The following is an 18464-nucleotide window of genomic DNA, read 5'->3' on the forward strand; positions in this document are numbered from 1 at the left end:
CCGCCCCTCTTCTTCCTTCACTGTGAACGAACCATATGATCGCGTTGTCTGACGTCATTGCCGATCTGCAAAAGTATTGGGTCGAGGTGTCTCCATCCGAGATCCCGACGTTATTCCCAGGTACGCCTCTTGATGTGAATGAACTCGAATCCTGGATCGAGTTCTGGGTCACGCAAAGCTATGAACCACCTCATCGCAGTACGCAACGCCCAATCAGCATCATGATCGATGTCCATTGCTTCTCGAAGGCAAAGAACAGACGCACGGTCTGGAAACTTGCCGACGACGTGCGGTTGCAACTGTCTCGAATGTTGCTGGAAATTCATTCACAAGAAGACCAGGAGACTGCAACAGGATATTTACGTCTGAATGAAGCAGTCTGCCGGGACCTCACCCGAGATTCGGAACCAAACAGAACACATCTGTTACAGCATGTCGTGGTTTCCATTCAGGGACATGTCGACTGTGCTGAGGCGGCAACATCTGAGTTGTCCTGACAATTCCCGCCTGCTTGCAACGCCAGATTCGTGTTCGCGATGCAGATGCTCTTCCACTCGTCTACAGAAAAGGATTTTTCACCATGGCAGTCTCGAATATCGTTCGTAATCTTCGTGACGGAGAGCTCACCATTAAAGATGGTGATTCCAATTCGATGACAGTGCTGCTCGATCAGGGAGACCTGAGTTGGACGCAGCGACTTCAGACAATTGAAATCAAAGATCGAGGATCGATTTCGGCGGGACATCTTCGCAAAGGGGATGATGAATCCGTCGCCCTATCGTTTTCGGCACGCTGGACTCAGTTAATCAGTGGCAGTGGAGACCCACTCCAGTTGTACGAGATGCTTTCATTTCGATCAGCCGCAGATCTGACCAGTACCTCGTCTGCAGGCGAGCAGCAGACCTTGACGTTTGAATTCACGGTAACGGACCCTAAAGGTGCGGCCAGTGAAAAGATCGTCTTCTCGAAGGTCTATCGTGAAACTCTCACCATGTCTGAAGGGGATGACGCGAACACAATCGCATTCACAGGGAAAGCGTTTCAAACCGCACCTGTCGTCTCACGAGTCTGATCGGTCGCCTGCCTGATGATGTTCCTGACGTCGTCTCTGGTTCCCACTCGTTCTGCTTGATCAACACAACCGGTGAATTTTCATGCCTATCACTGAGTCGCTGACAGTCCAGATCCTCGGGGACAGCTCTGCCCTGCAGAATGAATTGGAACACGTTGCCGAAATGCTCGGTGGGTTGCAACAGTCGCTGACCGACAGTTCCAGCAACGCCGGTCAACTCGGGAACGCATTCCAGAGCTTGTCGGGAGCCACAAGACCGTTACAGGGGATTACGAATCAACTTTCTGCAATCAATCAGCAGATTCAGGCAATCGCACAACAACCTGTGATGCTGAATGTCGCTCCAGCCGTAGAAGCGCTGATGCAGTTGATTCAAATGGCTCAGATGGCTGCCCAGCAGATTGCGGCACTGAACACATCTATTCCCTTGGGAGGAATGGGGGGAGGAATGCCGATGGGAGGCGGAATGGACGGGATGCCAATCCGTGGGTATGCATCAGGCGGACTGGTCACTGGACCGTCGGGAATTGATCAGGTTCCGGCAAGGCTCTCGGCTGGGGAGTTCGTCATGAATCGCGATGCCGTCGCCGCAATTGGAGTGCAGAGGCTGGAGCACATCAACAGTACCGCCGGCCGGTCAGGTGCTTCCGACTCAGAAACTGTTCAATCAAACTTGCACACTTCTGTTGCGACTCCGTCATTTCCTGTCCCACGAGCGATGACGGTTGCGTATGGAGCAACGAGCAATGCGGCATCGCCATCTGTCAGGAATTCGTCAACGTCGACAACGTCAACACAGATGCTGAACAACAACTTTGGCGGAATTCAAATCCACGTGCGAGAAACCGCTGACGTTCAGGAATTATTTCGAGAGATGCGCGTCGATGGAATCGGTCTGCGGCACCGGCGCGGATAGGAAATTCGTCACCCGTACATCAACGTGAGACACCCCGAGTGACGGTGCCCTGTTCCATGCCTGGGTAACAGCGAGACGGCATCGCGTTTGAAAGGAAGCAACTCCGAATGTTTCAGTTTGCGCCAGCGATTGTTCGTGACCTTGATCTCATTCCTTTTCCCCGTCCGATCCTGAGTTGTCAGGTTCACGACAGCTGGGACTATCTCAAGATGAAGGTCCCGAATCGGGATGGAAACGAAATCTCGGGGATTTCGCAGGATGGCGTCTCCATTTCAATTGAAGGTCAGATCGGAAGCGTCTCAGGCAGCCTGAAGTTGAGTGAGGCGGAAATGCTTTCTGCAGCCGAAACTCTGCGAGAGGCATTGAACGCTTCTGGAGAAACAGGATATGTCCTATCCCTCTTCAATGATGACGCAGACAATCGACGTTACTTCCAGAACTGCTTGACCACTCGATTTGAAATCGACTTTTCCAACCCAGCGATCTATTCCTATTCCGTCTCCATCTTTGCAGCTGACCCAACGCTCTACGGTTAGGCCGGTTCGGACTCTCATGTGTCCATGCAGCAGTCGCCCGGCTGATAGAAGACGGCGTCACTTTATGCCAGAAACGCTGCCTCACTTCTGGATGTGCACCAGACGCAAAAGCACCAGCACTCGCTTACTTACAACACTCGCTTGAACGCCTTCTTGTCTGATGAGGCAACATTCATGAGCTTCCAGAGACGTATTCTGCATCACAACGCTGATCTCAGCGGGTCCCCACAACTCATCTCGTTGTCGGCCGTCAAATCCTGCTGGTTTGAGCTTCACCGTCAAGGTGGTTGCGGGAGCGGGCAACTCATTCTTTCGGACTCGTTCCAACAGCGTGATTCCATCCAGATTGGAGACTGGATCAGCTTGGAAGCCACGTCAGGCGACCGCTGGTATCTCGGCCGCGTTGAAGAACGACAGGCTGAAATCCCGGCCGGTGTTCGGCTTCGTCTGGAAGGGATGTCGGTCGAGTTGAATCAGATCTTCCCTGGGGGATTTGGCGAAGAGGCTGATGGCCAGAAGCCACAGCTTTACGCAGCGACCGATCTCTTCCATCTCGATCCAGACGAGTTCCTGCACACTTATAACTGGGTCGAATCGGCAGAACAGCTTGTCAGGATTCTCATCGAGCAGAGTCTGCCAGATTCATCTCATATTCAATATGACCCGACACTCATCGAGACTCCGCGACTTCCTGCACCAATCACAAGCATTAAAGTCCGCGGAGAAGAATCGATTCGAGCACTGTTGAAGGATCTGGCACTGCGTGCGCAGTCCGCGTCATGGGGCGTCAACGAACAGGGGCAGTTCTTCTTCCTGCGTCGTCGCGACGAGACCATCGCCACGTTTCAGGAACAATCAAATCTGACAACGCTGTCTGAGAGTCGCGATCTCGAGTTCGTCTTGAATCGCATTTTGCTCACTGGCGATTACGTCTATGACAACCAAGATCATTCAGACGATCAGGCAAGACGTTCTTATCGCTGGCGGGCCAACTTCATTGAACCGGCGAGCCGAGCACAATTCGGAGATCGGCGAATTCGCGTCTGGCTTCCCTGGATCAGAACACAGGGGGATGGACTGGCGTTTGCGAGAGAATTCTTTCGGACATACTCTCAGTCTCAGAGTCAGTACTTTCTGGAAACGACCGAGACCACTTCGTTGCCGCGTCCCTGGCTGGGACAAGTTGAGGTCCTCTCGAAGTCGGGAGAAAGACTTGTCAAAGCTCACGCCGAGACAATCCGCGTGTTTTTCGATCATGTCCCACGATTCCGCATGATTCTCGGGCCGATCGACCCACGCCTTCTTTGGCCAGAACCACCACATGACGAGCGTTGGGAACTCCCCAATCAGCACGCGGCTGGAATTGGTGGTCATGTCAGCATGTCCGATCACCTGGGTGGTGGAGGAGATGGGGGCGGTGGAGGGGGGGGTGGGTCAGGCAGCAACGGCGCAGGCTGGAGCGAAGGAGACAGCTTGGACGGCAGCAATGGAGAAGAGAGTCTCAACAGCGAAAACGACTCCAGCGTTGATAGTTTGGAGAGCGATTCGGGATCATGGGCGAGTTCGCTTCCACCATCTTCTGGCGGCGGCATACCTCCTACTTATTGGCCGCCAATCTCTTCCTATCTATCCGGGCCGACTTCGTTCAGTGGTAGCATCGACTCCGAATTTGATTCGGAACTCGACTCCGATGATCAGGATGACTCTGACCTCGGATCGGAAACAACCGCCGCGAGTGATCACGACAATTCCACAAACACGCTCCCGAGTTGGCACTCGTCGGGTTCGAGTCACATGCACTTTCCAACATCCTTCCCGACAACCTATCCACAGACTTCGTTTACATTGACCTCCTTCTCTGTATCGAACTTTTTTGACTGAAGCATTTCCAGAGATCATGCAGCGTTTCTGGCACGCGGAATTCAGCTATTGACCTATCGAGAAGGCTGCTGCGCGGCCACATGAGAGACCGAACCGGTCTAGGAAGCAGTGCAATTCGGCTCATCAGATGCAGCGTCAGCGGTGCAATTTCAGAATCACCCTAATCGGCCTGAAGGCGTTCTCATGTTCTATCGCAGACACACTGACGGAACGCGTCAAACAGTTCCGCTTGAAAATCAGTTTGCTGGACCAACGGCAACCCCCTGCTGGATCATTGCTGGCGGACCATCGCTGACGTCTCAGGTCACAGAAGAAATCCAAAAGTCGCCGGCCCCCAAGTTTGCCATCAATCTGGCAGGCACCGGGTTGATTCGCCCCAACTTCTGGACGAGCTATGACCCGACAGAGCGTTTTCACCGTTCCATTTATCTCGATCCATCAGTGACCAAGTTTGTTCACGAATGTCGCGCGATGGATCTCGTCCCTGAGACGACTTACAAGGTGTGTGAGTGTCCCTCGCTGTACGTCATTGATCGAGAACGACAACGCGGGTTCGAGCACCCCCTCGGGACTCTCGATGCACCTGTCACCGATTGGCAGGATTCGTTCATTCAAGCACTCGACATCGCGTATCGGCTTGGATTTCGTCAACTGTATCTCGCTGGTGTCGACATGGTCATCCGGCCGTCTTCCAGACTCAGGTCAGCAGCCAGAAGGGCAGGGGTCCACTACCAGCGGTTCGAACTGCTGGGCGACTTTGTTCGACGCTGCTTACAGGCTGGGATGACCAAACCAGAAGTTGAAGATCTCTCCACAGAAAAGCAGTATCACTTTGATGAAAGGAAATCTCTGGACGCGGCAATTCAGACAGACTTCCATTACTTCCGCGTGAGTCAATATCTCAGACTGGCGCGTCGGGCGTTCGCTCTTTACGGTCTCAACCTCGTGAGCGTCACTCCGGGAAGCCGCCTGAACAGTGACTTCCCTTACATTCCCGTCATGACTGCAACTCGTCGTATTCTGAAGCTGGCAGGCGATCCGGAGACAGAGCAGACTCAAGGTCGCTACACCAATTCGAATGATCGACGCCCTGCTGGTCTCGGGCCAATGAGAGACTTTCAGCCTCATTTCTGGACTGCAAAAGAGCAACCAGCCAAGCTAAAACGGATTCGATCACGTCCATCATCTCCAGGAAAAGCACTGGCGAGCGCAATTGAAGCGACACCAGAATTTCTTGTTGATCTCGTTGAAGAGGGGTAAGCCGGGGCGAAATCGGTGACTTCGTTCACCTGCTTCACTCCAGAGCAATCGATGACGATCTCACATTTCTCTTGCAAAAACTCGGAAACAGAGCCCCCCGAGGCGTAGAATTCTCTTCGAAATCGAGACCGGGTGCAGGACAGGCGATCACGAAAAGAGTATCGTCTGCACCTGACTGGACGTCTGACACGACCAATCGATCGCCCTGAACTAAGATGACGTTCGGTGCAGTTGGGACCAACGTCTGCGAATGACTCACTTTTCGCAGACGGGACGCCCCGCGAAGAAGAGATTCGACATTGCCCAGGATGGTGGGCATCGCAGCAAACGCGACAAGAGATTGTGACTCGACAAATATGGAACGTTGGCACGGATTCGAAAACTGGCAGGCTGACGGCCGATGTATGTTGTCAATCGGCAATTTTGATGGCGTGCATTCTGGCCATCAAACCATTCTGAAATCGCTGGTAGCACAAGCTCAGGCGTTTTCCATTCCAGCGGTTGTGCTGACATTCGAACCGCATCCAATGGCACTGCTGCGACCCCAGTTTCTCCCTCCGCGTCTTACGACAGCGGATCAGAAAGCAAAGCTGCTGGAAAAGTTAGGCGTCGATAAACTCATCGAGTATCCGACCGACCGGGAACTTCTTCAGCTTTCCCCCCAAGAGTTCTTTGACCGCATCATTGTGTCGAAATTGAACACACAAGGGCTCGTCGAGGGGCCAAACTTCTTCTTTGGCCAGAATCGGTCCGGTAATGTCCAGATTCTGGAACAGTTCTGCAATGAGACCGGGCGGACCCTGACTGTCATTCCGCTCGCCGAGCGTAATGCCGAGCAAGTCTCCTCCAGCCAGATTCGCCAGGCACTTTCTCAAGGCCAAATGGATCGGGCGGAAGCGATGCTTGGTCGTCGCTATTCCATTTCCGGCGTTGTCAGTCTCGGGGCTCAACGAGGACGAACCATCGGATTTCCGACGGCGAATCTGGAGCAGATTCAAACCCTCCTTCCGGCCGACGGCGTCTACGCCGCATGGGCGAAAACGGATTCTGGAGAGTTTCCTGCGGCTGTGAATATCGGGCCGAATCCAACCTTCTCAGAGATGAAATCCAAAGTCGAAGCTCACCTTTTGGGGTACGCTGGAGACCTTTACGGACAGATTCTTGAACTGGAATTCATTACCAGATTACGAAATCTCCGCCCGTTTGGGACCGTAACAGAGCTACAAACGCAAATCACCAAAGATGTTGCGCAGGTTTCCGAGCTCTGCAAAGCGTAATCCAGCTTTCCTGCCGGGTTGTGTGGAATTCGCGGCTCAGGTTCCTTACACTTCTCGGTCCTTGAATAGTTCTCAAAATCGTGAGATGCGCACGTTTTCGCGTCTCGACGATGACATGAAAACAGGTGAAGTCATGGACAGTTCAAAAAACATCGTTGACGTGAAACTGGCCCTCGCTGCAAAGTACGAACGGCTGGCAAAAGTTTCTAACAGCCGCCCAAAACGCGCTTCTCTTGCAACGCAGGCGCTGAAATACCGTCGCCAGGCAGCTCAGCTGAAACAGCAGCCTCAAAAGTAATCTGCCCCACCCACTGATTTTCCAGTGGGGGAGTCGATTCACAGACAAAATGATCTAACTGGTGTCCGCCATCAGGAATCTAGGGTTTCCCCTCCATTCCATGTTTGCGCGGGCATTTGTTATTATCGCCGAGGCCGCACGCACTGCGGCCTCTTTGTCGTCGATCCCTGTTCAGGCTGATCCGTCGAAGACGAGTCAGTTTCCTGCACGCGGCGATAGTGCTCACCAGGAATCAGGCTGCTGCACGGCACCCGAGAATCCAAAACCGATCCAATGGAGAGTCGCATGTCAGTTGAATCCCAACTTGCACATTTAGGCCTGCAACTCCCAGAGGCCCCGAAGCCTGTCGCAGCGTACGTTCCGTGTGTGCGCACCGGAAACCTTTTGTTCGTGAGCGGCCAACTTCCGTTTACTGCTGGAAAACTCCTCGCGGAAGGCCCCGTCCCTTCTAAGACGCCGATCGACCAGGCTCAGGAAGCTGCAAAGCAGTGCGTCCTGAACGGCCTCGCCATCGCCAAAGCCGAGCTGAATGGTGACCTGACTCGAATCCAGAGAGTGGTCCGACTCGGCGCCTTCGTCCAATCAGACAACGGCTTCACACAGCAACCAATTGTTGCCAACGGCGCGAGCGATCTGATTGTGCTCTTGTTTGGAGAACGGGGAAAGCATGCCCGAGCAGCTGTTGGAGTCAACGCACTCCCCCTGAACGCGAGCGTCGAAGTCGAATTCCTCTTCGAGATCACGTAGTAGCCACTCAATCACTCTTGGGGAAGCCTTTCCGTCGAAGCGTAATTTGAAATCGCGTCTGTGACGGAATCAGTCGCACAGCCCCAACGCCGGCCTATCTCTCAACGCTGAACGCTTCGCTTCCCCAGCGAGAGCGCAACTCCCCTCGCCGTTGCGGAACACCCATCTCCGCAAGAAGCTGCTTTCCAATCAGGTAAACTCTCAGAAAAGCTGACCGGGCGTTTGCGATTTATTCGTGCAATCTGGATGAAACAACTCTATCGAGAAATGCAACGCATCCGAGTTACTCACGAGGCAGCGGCCTTTTGACTTCAGATCGCAAACGAGAGCAAACAGGGTCAGTGCGACCACAAGAAGCGTCGCCCCTGCAATGAACTCAGCACGCTAATCTTCATCGCGAGCGACACTGAAGATGCCGCGACGGGACTGTTCAAGTTCATCAGCGAACAACAGGCGGACGATTCAATTCAATTGAACCCGTAGCGCCCACACAGTCGCCAACAATGAGCGACGTGATCCAACTCAACCAGCAAGCGCTGAATCAGGGCGGAGCAGAAGCGAATCGCGAACGTTCAAAACAGAACGACAGCCTGAAGCTCTTGTCGCAAAGAGCCTAACAAGTCAGCGGACATTTCCAGGAACCTGCACAACAAAGTGGTTACACCACCAGAACAGGTCTGAAAGAAGAACTCGCACTTCCGGCATGCGGAATTTCGCCATTTGCCTGCCGAGGCAGTTGCTGCTCGGCGACACCACAAGGCGAATGCGATCTAGACAGCACCAGCAAATTCGAGGTTCTCTTCCGGCACACCGGAGAACTCTCCATGATCATCGCCACCATCAATCAGGAAGCAGAAGTTGTCGCCATCAATGTCGACAACAGTAACTGCATACTGACCAAGCTGAAGAGTTTCACCGACTCGCAATTCGATTTGATACTCTTGCACTACGTCTCTCCGAGATGACAGACCAGAGATAGTCAGGACACCATTTGAAAAGATGTCCTCTGAAATGAGGGGGAAGTACGGACTATAACAACGAGATGTCAGTCTCGCCAACTGAAAATACGTCGACCATTTTTTTACTGCAGTTTGATCGCTTGTGATGCGCGATGTCACATATCAAAAGCTCAACCATTGAAGATCGTTTCACATGACGAAACACTGGGCTTGATTCAACAATTATCTTTCCTTCCTTTCTCGGAATTCATCTGGTACTGCTGCATTCACTCGTTCAAAACCGTGACCATGTACACGAACCAGATGAATGAATGCTCCAAGTTCTTCCATGTGAATCAATCGGACAAATGCATTTCCGGCGACCTTGGAATTTGAACTCTTTAAAGAGTCTTGACTCATTGATCCAGTCACCTGTTATGACGTGGAAATTCCGCGGCCTTTCTCAGCAAGCACTGGTTGAGAGAGCCCCATGAATTCTGGTACGTTGCTCCGATTCTTATTTGCGATGCACACGAATCAATTCGTGTCATCCTGCAACCAGGGAATGTCCTTGTGCAACCGCAAGTGGTTTCACAAAGAAGATCAATGAAGTGGCAGATGGAACTCCAGATTCAACGATGTCTTCAGCTCTTCACAAGAGATTGAGCACAGAGAATCCTGAATGCCATTCAACAAAGAGAGAGAGTTGTGAGTAATGACGTGATGATCGTCGGGACATGGAGAAGAGGTGAGTGACAACCAACGATTGCCACCTCGCCACATGATCGAGCATCCCGTATCCGCGTCACTGTCGGACAACATCACAAGCATCGGGTCAGATATCTCAACAAGAACGTGGAAGACATCATGAGTATTCGCGCTGGAATCATCGGCTTGGGCTTCATGGGCATGACTCATTTCGAAGCCTATCGACAAGTTAAAGGTGGACGAGTCACTGCCATTGCAACTCGTAACGAAAAGAAGCTGGCTGGTGACTGGTCAAGCATTCAGGGGAACTTTGGCCCTCGTGGAAGCGCGAATACCGACCTGACGGATATCAAAACTTACACCGACCACGAAGACCTGCTTGCAGATCCAGACATTGATCTCGTACACATCTGCCTTCCAACAGACCAGCATGAAGCAGTGACTATTCAGGCACTGAAAGCTGGCAAACATGTTTTCGTCGAAAAGCCAATCTCCATTGAACTCGACGCCGCGAAACGGATGCTTGCGGCATCGGAAGAAACTGGAAAACTGCTGATGGTTGGACACGTCCTTCCATTCTTCCCTGAGTTCCGCTGGACCAGAGAGCAGGTCATCAGCAAGGAATTCGGCAGACTCAATGGCGCAGCTCTGCGTCGTGTGATTGCTCCGCCAGACTGGTCCTCCGACATCAGTGACTTCCGCAAACTGGGTGGTTGGGGAATCGACCTCCACATTCATGACAACCACTACTTGTGCCTCTTGTGCGGAACGCCGAAAGCAGTCTTCTCTCGTGGGCTGCTGAAAGACGGACTCGTCAATCACGTCAGTTCACAATACATCTATGACGATCCAGACCTGACCGTCAGCTGTGTCAGTGGTGGCATCGCTGCTCCGGATCTCAAGTTTGCCCATAGCTTCGAGTTCTTCCTCGAAGACGCGACGATTCAGTTCGACGCTGGGACATACGGAAACGACTGGGTTGTCAATCGCCCATTGACTTTGATCTCCAAGGCAGGCGGCGTTCAAACCCCACAACCAGGTGGAGGCACCGAATGGTGCGCCGCTTACACTGGCGAAATTCAATTGGCAGTAAATGCAGTGGAGACAGGCACGATTCCCGCTCCAATCTCTGCAGCTCTGGCAACAGATGCACTCAAGCTCTGCTATGCTGAAGCGGAAAGTATTCGCACCGGCAAGATCATTGATGTCGCAACCGGCAAGCCTGTCTAAAGAAGTCCGGAGACGGATTGGCATCAGGTGAACTCGTCAGATCTCTGGCGAGTTCATCCGCATGCAACAACAGAGATGGTCTGAGAATTTCAAACCCCAGCCATAAGTTGATGGGCCAATGAAGCGAACCATTCCTCTGCTGATTACTGCGTTCAGCGGTCTGATGTTGATCATTTCAACATTCGTTCCGGCAATGCAAAGTGCAGGGGAAGAGGTCACCATCTGGTTTGATATCCTCGCTGCAATTGCCTTCGTTCTTGGTGGAGGCAATCTACTGAAGCTCCATCTTCAGCAGATCAGCGACCAGAAGCCAGGTTGGGCCTATTCCGTTATCACTCTCGTTTCGTTTCTGGGGATGCTGATATTCGGGATGCTGAAGTTCGGGTCCCCACCAGAAGCGAGTCAGGAGTTCTACGGAAAATCTGCCGTTCCCATCGAACTCGAAAGTCTTCCTGAGTTCCGCATCCCAGGGACACTTCCTCAGCGTGAAGATGGTGCAGCGCTCCCCAAATCCGCCGCACTCCAGATCTATCAGGATGGAAGCGAAATTGCCTTTCGTGGCTGGATGACAGAGGAACAGGCTGCAGACCTGCAAAGCTACGTCGATCGCCAGGAATGGAAATGCGAGATCGAACGGCTACACGATCTCGCACAGCCTCCACAACAGCTGGCAGGTCGAATTTCCTATTTGCCGAACCATCGACTCCTCCTCTTTGCAGGAGTGATGACAGCAGCCGACCAGAACTTGGTGGTTGAATTACTTGCCCCTTCAGAGCAAGTCACGCAACAAGTGAAGTTTCTGTACGAGCAATCGAATCGGGTCACCCGTTATCCACTCCAATTCATTCCTGATGGCCTTGCGATTCCGAATTCCGCTAATCAGGAAATCGAACTGGATGGGACAACACTCGTCATTCATGGGCCCCTGTCCACCGCAACGCGTGACGCTTTAGCTGGACCATGGGCCAATCAACCGATGTCCCGACCATTGACTGACGCTGCTCGCAATCGGTTGCTAGAGGAAATTCTTCAAGCAGGAACCCTGACCGAAAAACAACGCACGGCTTTCAACACCTTCTTTGCCGCAGACAAGACAGCCGATCAATTCATCGATGTCGTCAATATTGCAGGCATCTCACCGGCACGAACCAGAACGGCATGTGAGCTTCTCTCCGATCTCAATGCAGGAGTTATGGATCCTCCGCTCTCGGATCCTCCACCATCTCCACAGAGACTTAACCAGAATCAAGAGCAGGAGATTCGCAATTATATTGACTCAGAGACAATGTCAGGAGCAGAACTCACTGCAGCCATGGCCGCCGCAGGCCCAATGTCACCTGCTCAATTCAACACTGTGACATCATACCTCGCTCAACAGCCAACACTGGCAGACCAACGCCGTGAACTCTGTTTTCGACTTTTAAGTGAAGATCCTCTGACAAAACAGCAAACTGATTTATTGCTGACTCCTGCAAGAGAACAGTTTCGCTGGAAGCAGACGATCGGCCACGCCTTCCTGACAGCCCACCAGACGAAGTATGCATGGTCCGGTAGCTACACCGCCCAAGGAACCCCGTTCTGGTGGATCTACGAGTACGCGCTCCAGCCTTTGATGACAACGACGTTCGCCTTATTGGCATTCTACGTTGCGTCTGCGGCCTACCGCGCATTTCGAGCAAAGAACCTCGAAGCGACACTTCTACTGGGAACCGCATTTCTAATTCTGCTGGGCCGAACCTCTGCTGGTCCGGCACTGACGAGCTGGCTCCCGGACTCGCTCTCATTCCTGAAGATGGACTCACTGATGGATTTCATCATGTCCGTTTTTAACACTGCCGGAAATCGCGCGATCATGATCGGGATCGCACTCGGCACAATTTCGATGAGCCTCCGAGTGCTTCTGGGAATCGATCGTTCTTACCTTGGGTCCGGAAAAGAGTAGGTCGCCACCGCCTTATTTCGCTACCCACGTGGGTGGCACTTGGAATGAATCGCTTTCAATCGGCTGTGTTCGACCTGTGTATAAATCTGGGTTGTTCGAATACTGGCATGCCCCAACATTTCCTGCAGGGCACGAATCTCCGCTCCGCCTGCCAGCATGTGCGTCGCAAAACTGTGACGCAATGTGTGAGGACTCACTTTGCCGCCGCACCCGGAACGCACTGAATACTTCTTCACCAGTTGCCAGATATTGATTCTCGACAACGGGCGGCCTGTTCGTGTGACAAACAACGCTTCAGAGTCATGCAGCCGGACCTGATGCGGACGTTCGCGAGTCAGATAGTTGCGAATCGCCTTCTCAGCAATCGGGTTCAGTGAAACAATTCTCTCTTTGTTTCCCTTCCCAAGACACCTGCAGAAATTCTGCTCCAGCTTAACATCCGTCACACGCATCCCGGCGATTTCAGAGGCACGACACCCGGTCGCATACAACAACGCGAGAACAGCACGATCCCGTAAAGGAAACTGATCGGCCCAACCCGGTGATTCTAATAGTCGATCGACCATCTCAGGGCTGAGAACCGTAGGCAGGTAGCGCCAGAGTTTCGGAGACGAGAGTAATTCCACAGTACTCTCGGCAACGACACCTTCCAGCACCAGATAGCGAAAGAACATTTTGAGCGCAACAAGACGTCGGGCAATCGTGGTCGCTTTCAGATCCCGATTATGAAGGGATTCCACAAAGCCCGACAAAACCTGCAGGTTCACGTCCAGGACTGAAACGATATGAACAGAATTCGCCCACTCAATGAACTGATTCAGATCGACTCGATACGCCGACACGGTATTCATGGACATGCCGCACTCAGCCTGCAAGTAATGCAGAAAGGGCTGCAAATACTGCTGAGGCTGCAAGACCGGCGACGGTGCCACCTGGCCTGATGTCGTTGGGCGTCTGCGTGGAGGCATTGGAATCCTTTAAAGACCTCGCCAGTAAATCCGCACCAGAAAGAGGCCATCCCATTCATATCGCCTGCCGACTTGCTGGTCACTACCAGTTTCCTGCGATCGGCGTGATTCCTCACGAGCTCCGTGAGGAAGATCCCAATTCCAGCATTCTTGCTGCTCTGGCGTTTCTTACCGTCAGGACCGATAATCACCTGCCTTAACGATTAGCGAAACTATTCCAGACGAAACAACGTCACTGACTGCGACTGACTTTCAAGCTATGTCTTCTTCCAATCAGCCAGTCCCCTCAACCGGACAATCAACTCCATCCGCATTTCCAGTTTTATCAAACGACCCGGATTCGCTTCCTGAAATCCCCGGCGGATGGCACAAGGCAGACATTGTCGTTGGGGACCGATCCCTGCAGCTCCATCGACCAACTGAACCAGACTTGTTTCTGGATGACGAGAAAGTTCACAGCGAGAACGCCAAAAACGACTACATGCCATATTGGGCATTTCTATGGCCGTCGTCAGTTCCGATGGCGGGCGCAGTTCTGAACGCTCCCTGGCCCGTCGGCTCAACGGTGCTGGAGCTGGGAGCCGGCATTGGACTCGTTGGCCTGGCTGCCGCACTCCGTGGCGACGAAGTGACCTTCAGCGACTATGATCGAACCGCACTGCACCTGTGTCGCGTGAATGCTCGACTCAACAACCTCAAGGATCCAGAGCTTCTCTTTTTGGATTGGCGCGATGTGCCGGAGCGAAAGTTTGCCGTCTTGATAGGGTGCGAAGTCACATACGACGCACAGCTGCACGACTCACTTCTCTCGGCCATCGACGCGCTAATGGAACCGGAGGGAGTCTGCTGGCTTGGCGATCCCGGGAGATATCAGGCTCAGTTCTTCTACGAGAAAGCCAAAGCAAAAGGCTTTCAGTTACGACTGCTGAATGCAGAAGGACAGCAGCAACAATCCTTGTCCTCAGGAGCGTTTCAAATACTGGAGATGCGGAAGCCATCCGCCAACACACCGATCAGCGAGAACAATTCCTGAGATTGTGTCGCGTAACTGGCGCGCTGGATTCAGACGTTCTCTCATCGGGAAAGCTGACTCACTGCCACATAAGAGGTCGGACCGACCTAACGAAACTTCATCGTCGGGCACTCGACCATTTTAACATACTCGGCAGGTGGCTTTGGCTTCCCCAGGAAGTAGCCTTGCCCGAAATCGAAACCCAGCTCGCGACACGCAGCGAGTTCTTCTTCCGTCTCAACACCTTCAGCGATGGTTGTGATGGAAACTTCATGGCACATATCAACGAGCATTTTCAACATGCGCCATTGATATGGGTTTGCCTGATTCACGTCACGAATCAGACAGGAATCGAACTTCAAGTAGTCAGGCGGAGCTTTGGCAAGTTCGAGCAGACGAGACTGTCCGGCACCAAAGTCGTCATAAGCAATCTGAAATCCCAGACTGCGTACAGCCTTACAGAACTCGATTGTGAGTGAAGAATCAATGATCGCTCCTTCGTGAATCTCGATCACGACTTTGCGATTCGGGTACTGCTTCTTGAGTTCAATCAATGAAGGCAGGACATCCAGATTGAGTGTCTCATTGCAATGTGTATTCACAAACAAGAGTCCGTTGTTTGGAATGAACGCCGCATTTGAAAGGGCCTTTCGTCGGCAGAGCTCGCTCAACTCCACTTCTCGATTAACCATCTCCGCAGTCCGAAACATCTCCGCCGGATTTTCCAGTCCGACAAGTGACGTTCGTGCGAGCGCTTCAAATCCAACAATACGGCCTTGTTCCAACCTTCGAATCGGTTGATAAGAAGGGTTGACCGCCCCGGATTCCAGCAACTGATTCAACTGGCTGAGAACCCAATCTGATTCAATAATGTCGATTGCCTGCGATGTCTTCTTCAGCGAATCCAGGTCTGCAGGATTGCGTGACTGTTCTGCCGGACGGTATTCGAGTCGGAATTCGACATTCGCGATTTCAATATGATCGCCAACGGCGACAGGAACCGGGTCCGTCACCTGTCTGCGGTTCAAATAGGTCCCGTTTGTGCTGCCGAGGTCGCGAAGAAACAGGTGCGGGCCAATATGCAGAATTTCAGCATGACGCGCTGAAACACACTGGGACGCGATCGACAGATCGGCGTCGGCTCTCCGCCCAATGACAAAGGCAGCCGAATCGATCTTAATATGGGTCAATTTCCGCAAAGGAGGCAAGCAACCAACAAGATACCACCCGTCCCGGCTTTTCGCGGAACTGCTGGTCGCTGAAGGCAACATGATTGATTGCATTGACATCCCCATTACCTGATTCGACAGGTCTTAGCGGCGGATCAAATCTCAGACTTTCAAGTAACAAAGAAACGTTACGGCTCAAAACAGAAGCGAATCGAAACATCCGTTGTAAAACACCTCAAATACGAGGCATTTCCACCACGAAGACTCCGAAAATGCAGGATTGCGCGATTACACAACATAGGGGAGAACACCTACACGCCCGCACAAACCCGTTCTGGAGCAATCGAAACCGCGAAATCAATTGCCAAAGACAGCCTGCCCGACCAAGCAGACCACGTGGGCCTGAAACTGTACGATTGCGGCTGGAATGACACATTCAGTCCGTTGCTGAACCGGAGAAGGACATCACATGGGACCGCCATTGTCGACGACACATCCTGCTCTCCTCTTAGTGTTCGCAGCCGTCGTTGGAATCGGTTGCCAAGCCGAGTCGATTACGAAGATTCAAGTCATGTAGGGTGCACAAGATTGAGAGTGTGATTGAGAGAAGCCACCTGTGTTTACAGGTGGCTTTTTTATTCTCAAGCATCACCATTAATTTGCCAGCCCATGTGTGGGTGAACGTTCCCCCCGCTTGCAATGATAAGCGCACTCCCCCATCATTCGATTTGACGGGCATTGATGCGTAATAGATTCCCTGCATTATGGGATCTTCATTCACTCTGAGGTTGAGGTTAACGGGCATGGCAGGAGAAGAGTGGTTTTTTAAAGAGGGCCAGAAGACTTATGGCCCCGTCGAGTTACACCTGTTTCAAAAACTTATCGACAAAGGGAGAATCACGAACGATACCCTTGTCAGGCAAGGTAAAACGGGGAAATGGACGCGATTTGACGACTTGGGTGATTCAGCGCAGGCTGACACTGATTATGCCGTCTCCCCACCAAGTCTTCCGAGCGCGTCCTACGGTCCTCCGGACGACCCTTGGGGCTCTCAGTCAGAATCAGTCACTGCATCGCAAGCTCACCACAGCAATGGCAACTCGGTGGAACATGCCTACCTTGAACCGTCCCCATCGTTCTCCGAGCGCAGCCGACAGATTGGAGGCGAAGTTCTCGCCGACTTACTCCCGAGAAGCGTGCTTCCCAAAGAATTAAAAGAACTGATCGGGCCGAGAGAAAAGTTACTCTACGCTGACCGCCCATCAGAAACGGTCCTTTACCTACGTATCGCGCTCGCTTCGATTATTGGCATTCTGCAGAATATCGGGATTCTGCTTTCTTCAGAAATACCAATATTTGTAGAGCTGATTCTACTCCTTTTCACAAATGCATTCCTTGTGGCCCTCCCGGCCTATTGCGTCTATCTCGATTGGGCAAATCGTTATTACGTGATTACGAATCATCGCCTCTTCGTCCGCTGGGGCGTCTTTAATCGTCGTATTCAGATCGCCCCGATTCGAAATATCCAGATGATGTCCATCAACACAGGTATCATCGATCGATGGCTCAACTTGAATACCGTGCACTTCCACACAGCAGCGAATTCACACATTCTCTCACGTGAGGGAACAAGCCTTTACTTCCGCTGGATCGACAGCTCGAAAGCATTGAGAGCATTCGGATCGTGCTACGACGAAACGAACCATTCGCCACACTCTTAGAGGCTATCCGGAAAGTGGCCTTGCAGTTCGGTAGGCTGGGTCCTCAAGACCCAGCGATTTTGGGGACTCGCTGTAGTTCAATAAACGTGGTAGGGTGGAGTCGTTAAGCGCTCTGAAAACGGCAGCCATGCTCATTTTGCTTCAGTAGCATGAGCATGCCGAATGTGCATGGCCTCACCCCATGTTCGCCCTGCTAACGCGTTACGAACATGCCCCCAGCCACCGAGCCATGTCCTGAGTTGATATCAATGAAGTCAGACCTGGCAAAGTCCGTAGCTCTTTACAGCTTGGAGATGCTCCCCGTCGACGACCTTCCTCAGATTGCAATTGAAGCACTTGAGGCTGGATATGATTCCGCCTCATTACGAGAGCTGGCAGGGGGACAATCTGAACATCCCTTCGACCTCCGCCAAAAATTCGAGAAAGCTCTGAAGGAGCTGCAACTGCCGATGCCCTGCCGACGGGGTGCCGCAATTCTCTTAGCATGCCACATTGCCAAGTCAATTTTGAAAGGGGAGATTTCCCCCTACGAGGGAGCCAGACGCATATGGTGGGACCTCTACACAAAAGTTCCGGAAGCAATCGAGCTGAAAACCTTTGTTGGGGCAGCAAGTGAAATCGAAGACGATCCAGAGCATCGAGATTACTACATCTCAGATATCACCGGAGAATGCAACAACCTACTGTTAGAACATGCACCTTGGCTGCTGTAGAAGTCATGTAGGTTGCGTCGCGACGCAACCGTATTCCGGGAGGACTTTCACTCCACTCCCGACACCATCCCATATG

General features: G+C 52.5%; 18 protein-coding genes. 15 read left to right on the forward strand and 3 right to left on the reverse strand.

Going from position 1 to position 18464, the window contains the following annotated elements; all coding sequences use genetic code 11:
* The first annotated feature begins 35 nt into the window (after positions 1 to 35).
* From SH527x_RS10180 to SH527x_RS10220, 9 genes are all read left to right on the forward strand, one after another.
* A complete protein-coding gene (locus SH527x_RS10180; RefSeq protein WP_437194552.1) occupies positions 36 to 497 on the forward strand; it encodes a hypothetical protein in 462 nt (153 codons plus the stop codon).
* A gap of 83 nt (positions 498 to 580) precedes the next feature.
* Positions 581 to 1072 carry a hypothetical protein gene (locus tag SH527x_RS10185; protein ID WP_437194553.1) on the forward strand — a complete coding sequence of 164 codons (492 nt, stop codon included), beginning with the start codon at positions 581 to 583 and terminating at the stop codon, positions 1070 to 1072.
* A gap of 82 nt (positions 1073 to 1154) precedes the next feature.
* On the forward strand, positions 1155 to 1988 hold the full coding sequence (locus tag SH527x_RS10190; RefSeq protein WP_437194554.1) for a hypothetical protein: 834 nt from the start codon (positions 1155 to 1157) through the stop codon (positions 1986 to 1988).
* A gap of 107 nt (positions 1989 to 2095) precedes the next feature.
* Positions 2096 to 2524, forward strand: coding sequence for a hypothetical protein (locus tag SH527x_RS10195; protein ID WP_437194555.1), 429 nt, complete (start codon positions 2096 to 2098; stop codon positions 2522 to 2524).
* Between the two features lie 174 nt (positions 2525 to 2698).
* Positions 2699 to 4405: a hypothetical protein gene (locus tag SH527x_RS10200; protein ID WP_437194556.1), complete on the forward strand. Its 1707-nt coding sequence runs from the start codon at positions 2699 to 2701 to the stop codon at positions 4403 to 4405.
* A 183-nt stretch (positions 4406 to 4588) separates the two neighbouring features.
* On the forward strand, positions 4589 to 5665 hold the full coding sequence (locus tag SH527x_RS10205; protein ID WP_437194557.1) for a hypothetical protein: 1077 nt from the start codon (positions 4589 to 4591) through the stop codon (positions 5663 to 5665).
* Between the two features lie 356 nt (positions 5666 to 6021).
* Positions 6022 to 6942 carry a bifunctional riboflavin kinase/FAD synthetase gene (locus SH527x_RS10210; RefSeq protein WP_437194558.1) on the forward strand — a complete coding sequence of 307 codons (921 nt, stop codon included), beginning with the start codon at positions 6022 to 6024 and terminating at the stop codon, positions 6940 to 6942.
* An 85-nt stretch (positions 6943 to 7027) separates the two neighbouring features.
* Positions 7028 to 7240 (forward strand): hypothetical protein, encoded by a 213-nt coding sequence (locus SH527x_RS10215; RefSeq protein WP_437194559.1) that lies wholly within the window; start codon positions 7028 to 7030, stop codon positions 7238 to 7240.
* A 285-nt stretch (positions 7241 to 7525) separates the two neighbouring features.
* Entirely contained in the window at positions 7526 to 7987 is a 462-nt protein-coding gene (locus SH527x_RS10220) for a RidA family protein (protein ID WP_437194560.1), read from the forward strand.
* Positions 7988 to 8757: 770 nt separating this feature from the next.
* On the opposite strand, the gene SH527x_RS10225 is transcribed toward SH527x_RS10220, so the two are convergent.
* Positions 8758 to 8934, reverse strand: coding sequence for a hypothetical protein (locus tag SH527x_RS10225; RefSeq protein WP_437194561.1), 177 nt, complete (start codon positions 8932 to 8934; stop codon positions 8758 to 8760).
* 858 nt (positions 8935 to 9792) lie between these two features.
* Here SH527x_RS10225 and SH527x_RS10230 point away from each other — a divergent pair.
* Both SH527x_RS10230 and SH527x_RS10235 read left to right on the forward strand, forming a co-directional pair.
* On the forward strand, positions 9793 to 10863 hold the full coding sequence (locus tag SH527x_RS10230) for a Gfo/Idh/MocA family protein (RefSeq protein ID WP_437194562.1): 1071 nt from the start codon (positions 9793 to 9795) through the stop codon (positions 10861 to 10863).
* 118 nt (positions 10864 to 10981) lie between these two features.
* Positions 10982 to 12805 (forward strand): hypothetical protein, encoded by a 1824-nt coding sequence (locus SH527x_RS10235; RefSeq protein WP_437194563.1) that lies wholly within the window; start codon positions 10982 to 10984, stop codon positions 12803 to 12805.
* Positions 12806 to 12825: 20 nt separating this feature from the next.
* Here the strand turns inward: SH527x_RS10235 and xerD are convergent, their stop codons facing one another.
* Positions 12826 to 13773, reverse strand: a complete 948-nt coding sequence (xerD, locus tag SH527x_RS10240; protein ID WP_437194564.1) for a site-specific tyrosine recombinase XerD — start codon at positions 13771 to 13773, stop codon at positions 12826 to 12828.
* Between xerD and SH527x_RS10245 the strand changes: the two genes are divergently transcribed.
* Entirely contained in the window at positions 13731 to 13973 is a 243-nt protein-coding gene (locus SH527x_RS10245) for a hypothetical protein (RefSeq protein WP_437194670.1), read from the forward strand. The genes xerD and SH527x_RS10245 overlap by 43 nt on opposite strands.
* A gap of 59 nt (positions 13974 to 14032) precedes the next feature.
* Positions 14033 to 14806, forward strand: a complete 774-nt coding sequence (locus SH527x_RS10250; protein WP_437194565.1) for a class I SAM-dependent methyltransferase — start codon at positions 14033 to 14035, stop codon at positions 14804 to 14806.
* 86 nt (positions 14807 to 14892) lie between these two features.
* Here the strand turns inward: SH527x_RS10250 and SH527x_RS10255 are convergent, their stop codons facing one another.
* Complete coding sequence (locus tag SH527x_RS10255) at positions 14893 to 16068, reverse strand: EAL domain-containing protein (RefSeq protein ID WP_437194566.1); 1176 nt, start codon at positions 16066 to 16068, stop codon at positions 14893 to 14895.
* A 689-nt stretch (positions 16069 to 16757) separates the two neighbouring features.
* Here SH527x_RS10255 and SH527x_RS10260 point away from each other — a divergent pair.
* The gene (locus SH527x_RS10260; RefSeq protein WP_437194567.1) at positions 16758 to 17675 is read left to right on the forward strand and encodes a PH domain-containing protein; all 918 of its coding nucleotides are present in this window, start codon (positions 16758 to 16760) and stop codon (positions 17673 to 17675) included.
* 248 nt (positions 17676 to 17923) lie between these two features.
* The gene (locus tag SH527x_RS10265) at positions 17924 to 18388 is read left to right on the forward strand and encodes a hypothetical protein (RefSeq protein WP_437194568.1); all 465 of its coding nucleotides are present in this window, start codon (positions 17924 to 17926) and stop codon (positions 18386 to 18388) included.
* Positions 18389 to 18464: the final 76 nt, after the last annotated feature.

This window comes from Planctomicrobium limosum, from assembly GCF_051465645.1.
Lineage (GTDB): Bacteria > Planctomycetota > Planctomycetia > Planctomycetales > Planctomycetaceae > Planctomicrobium.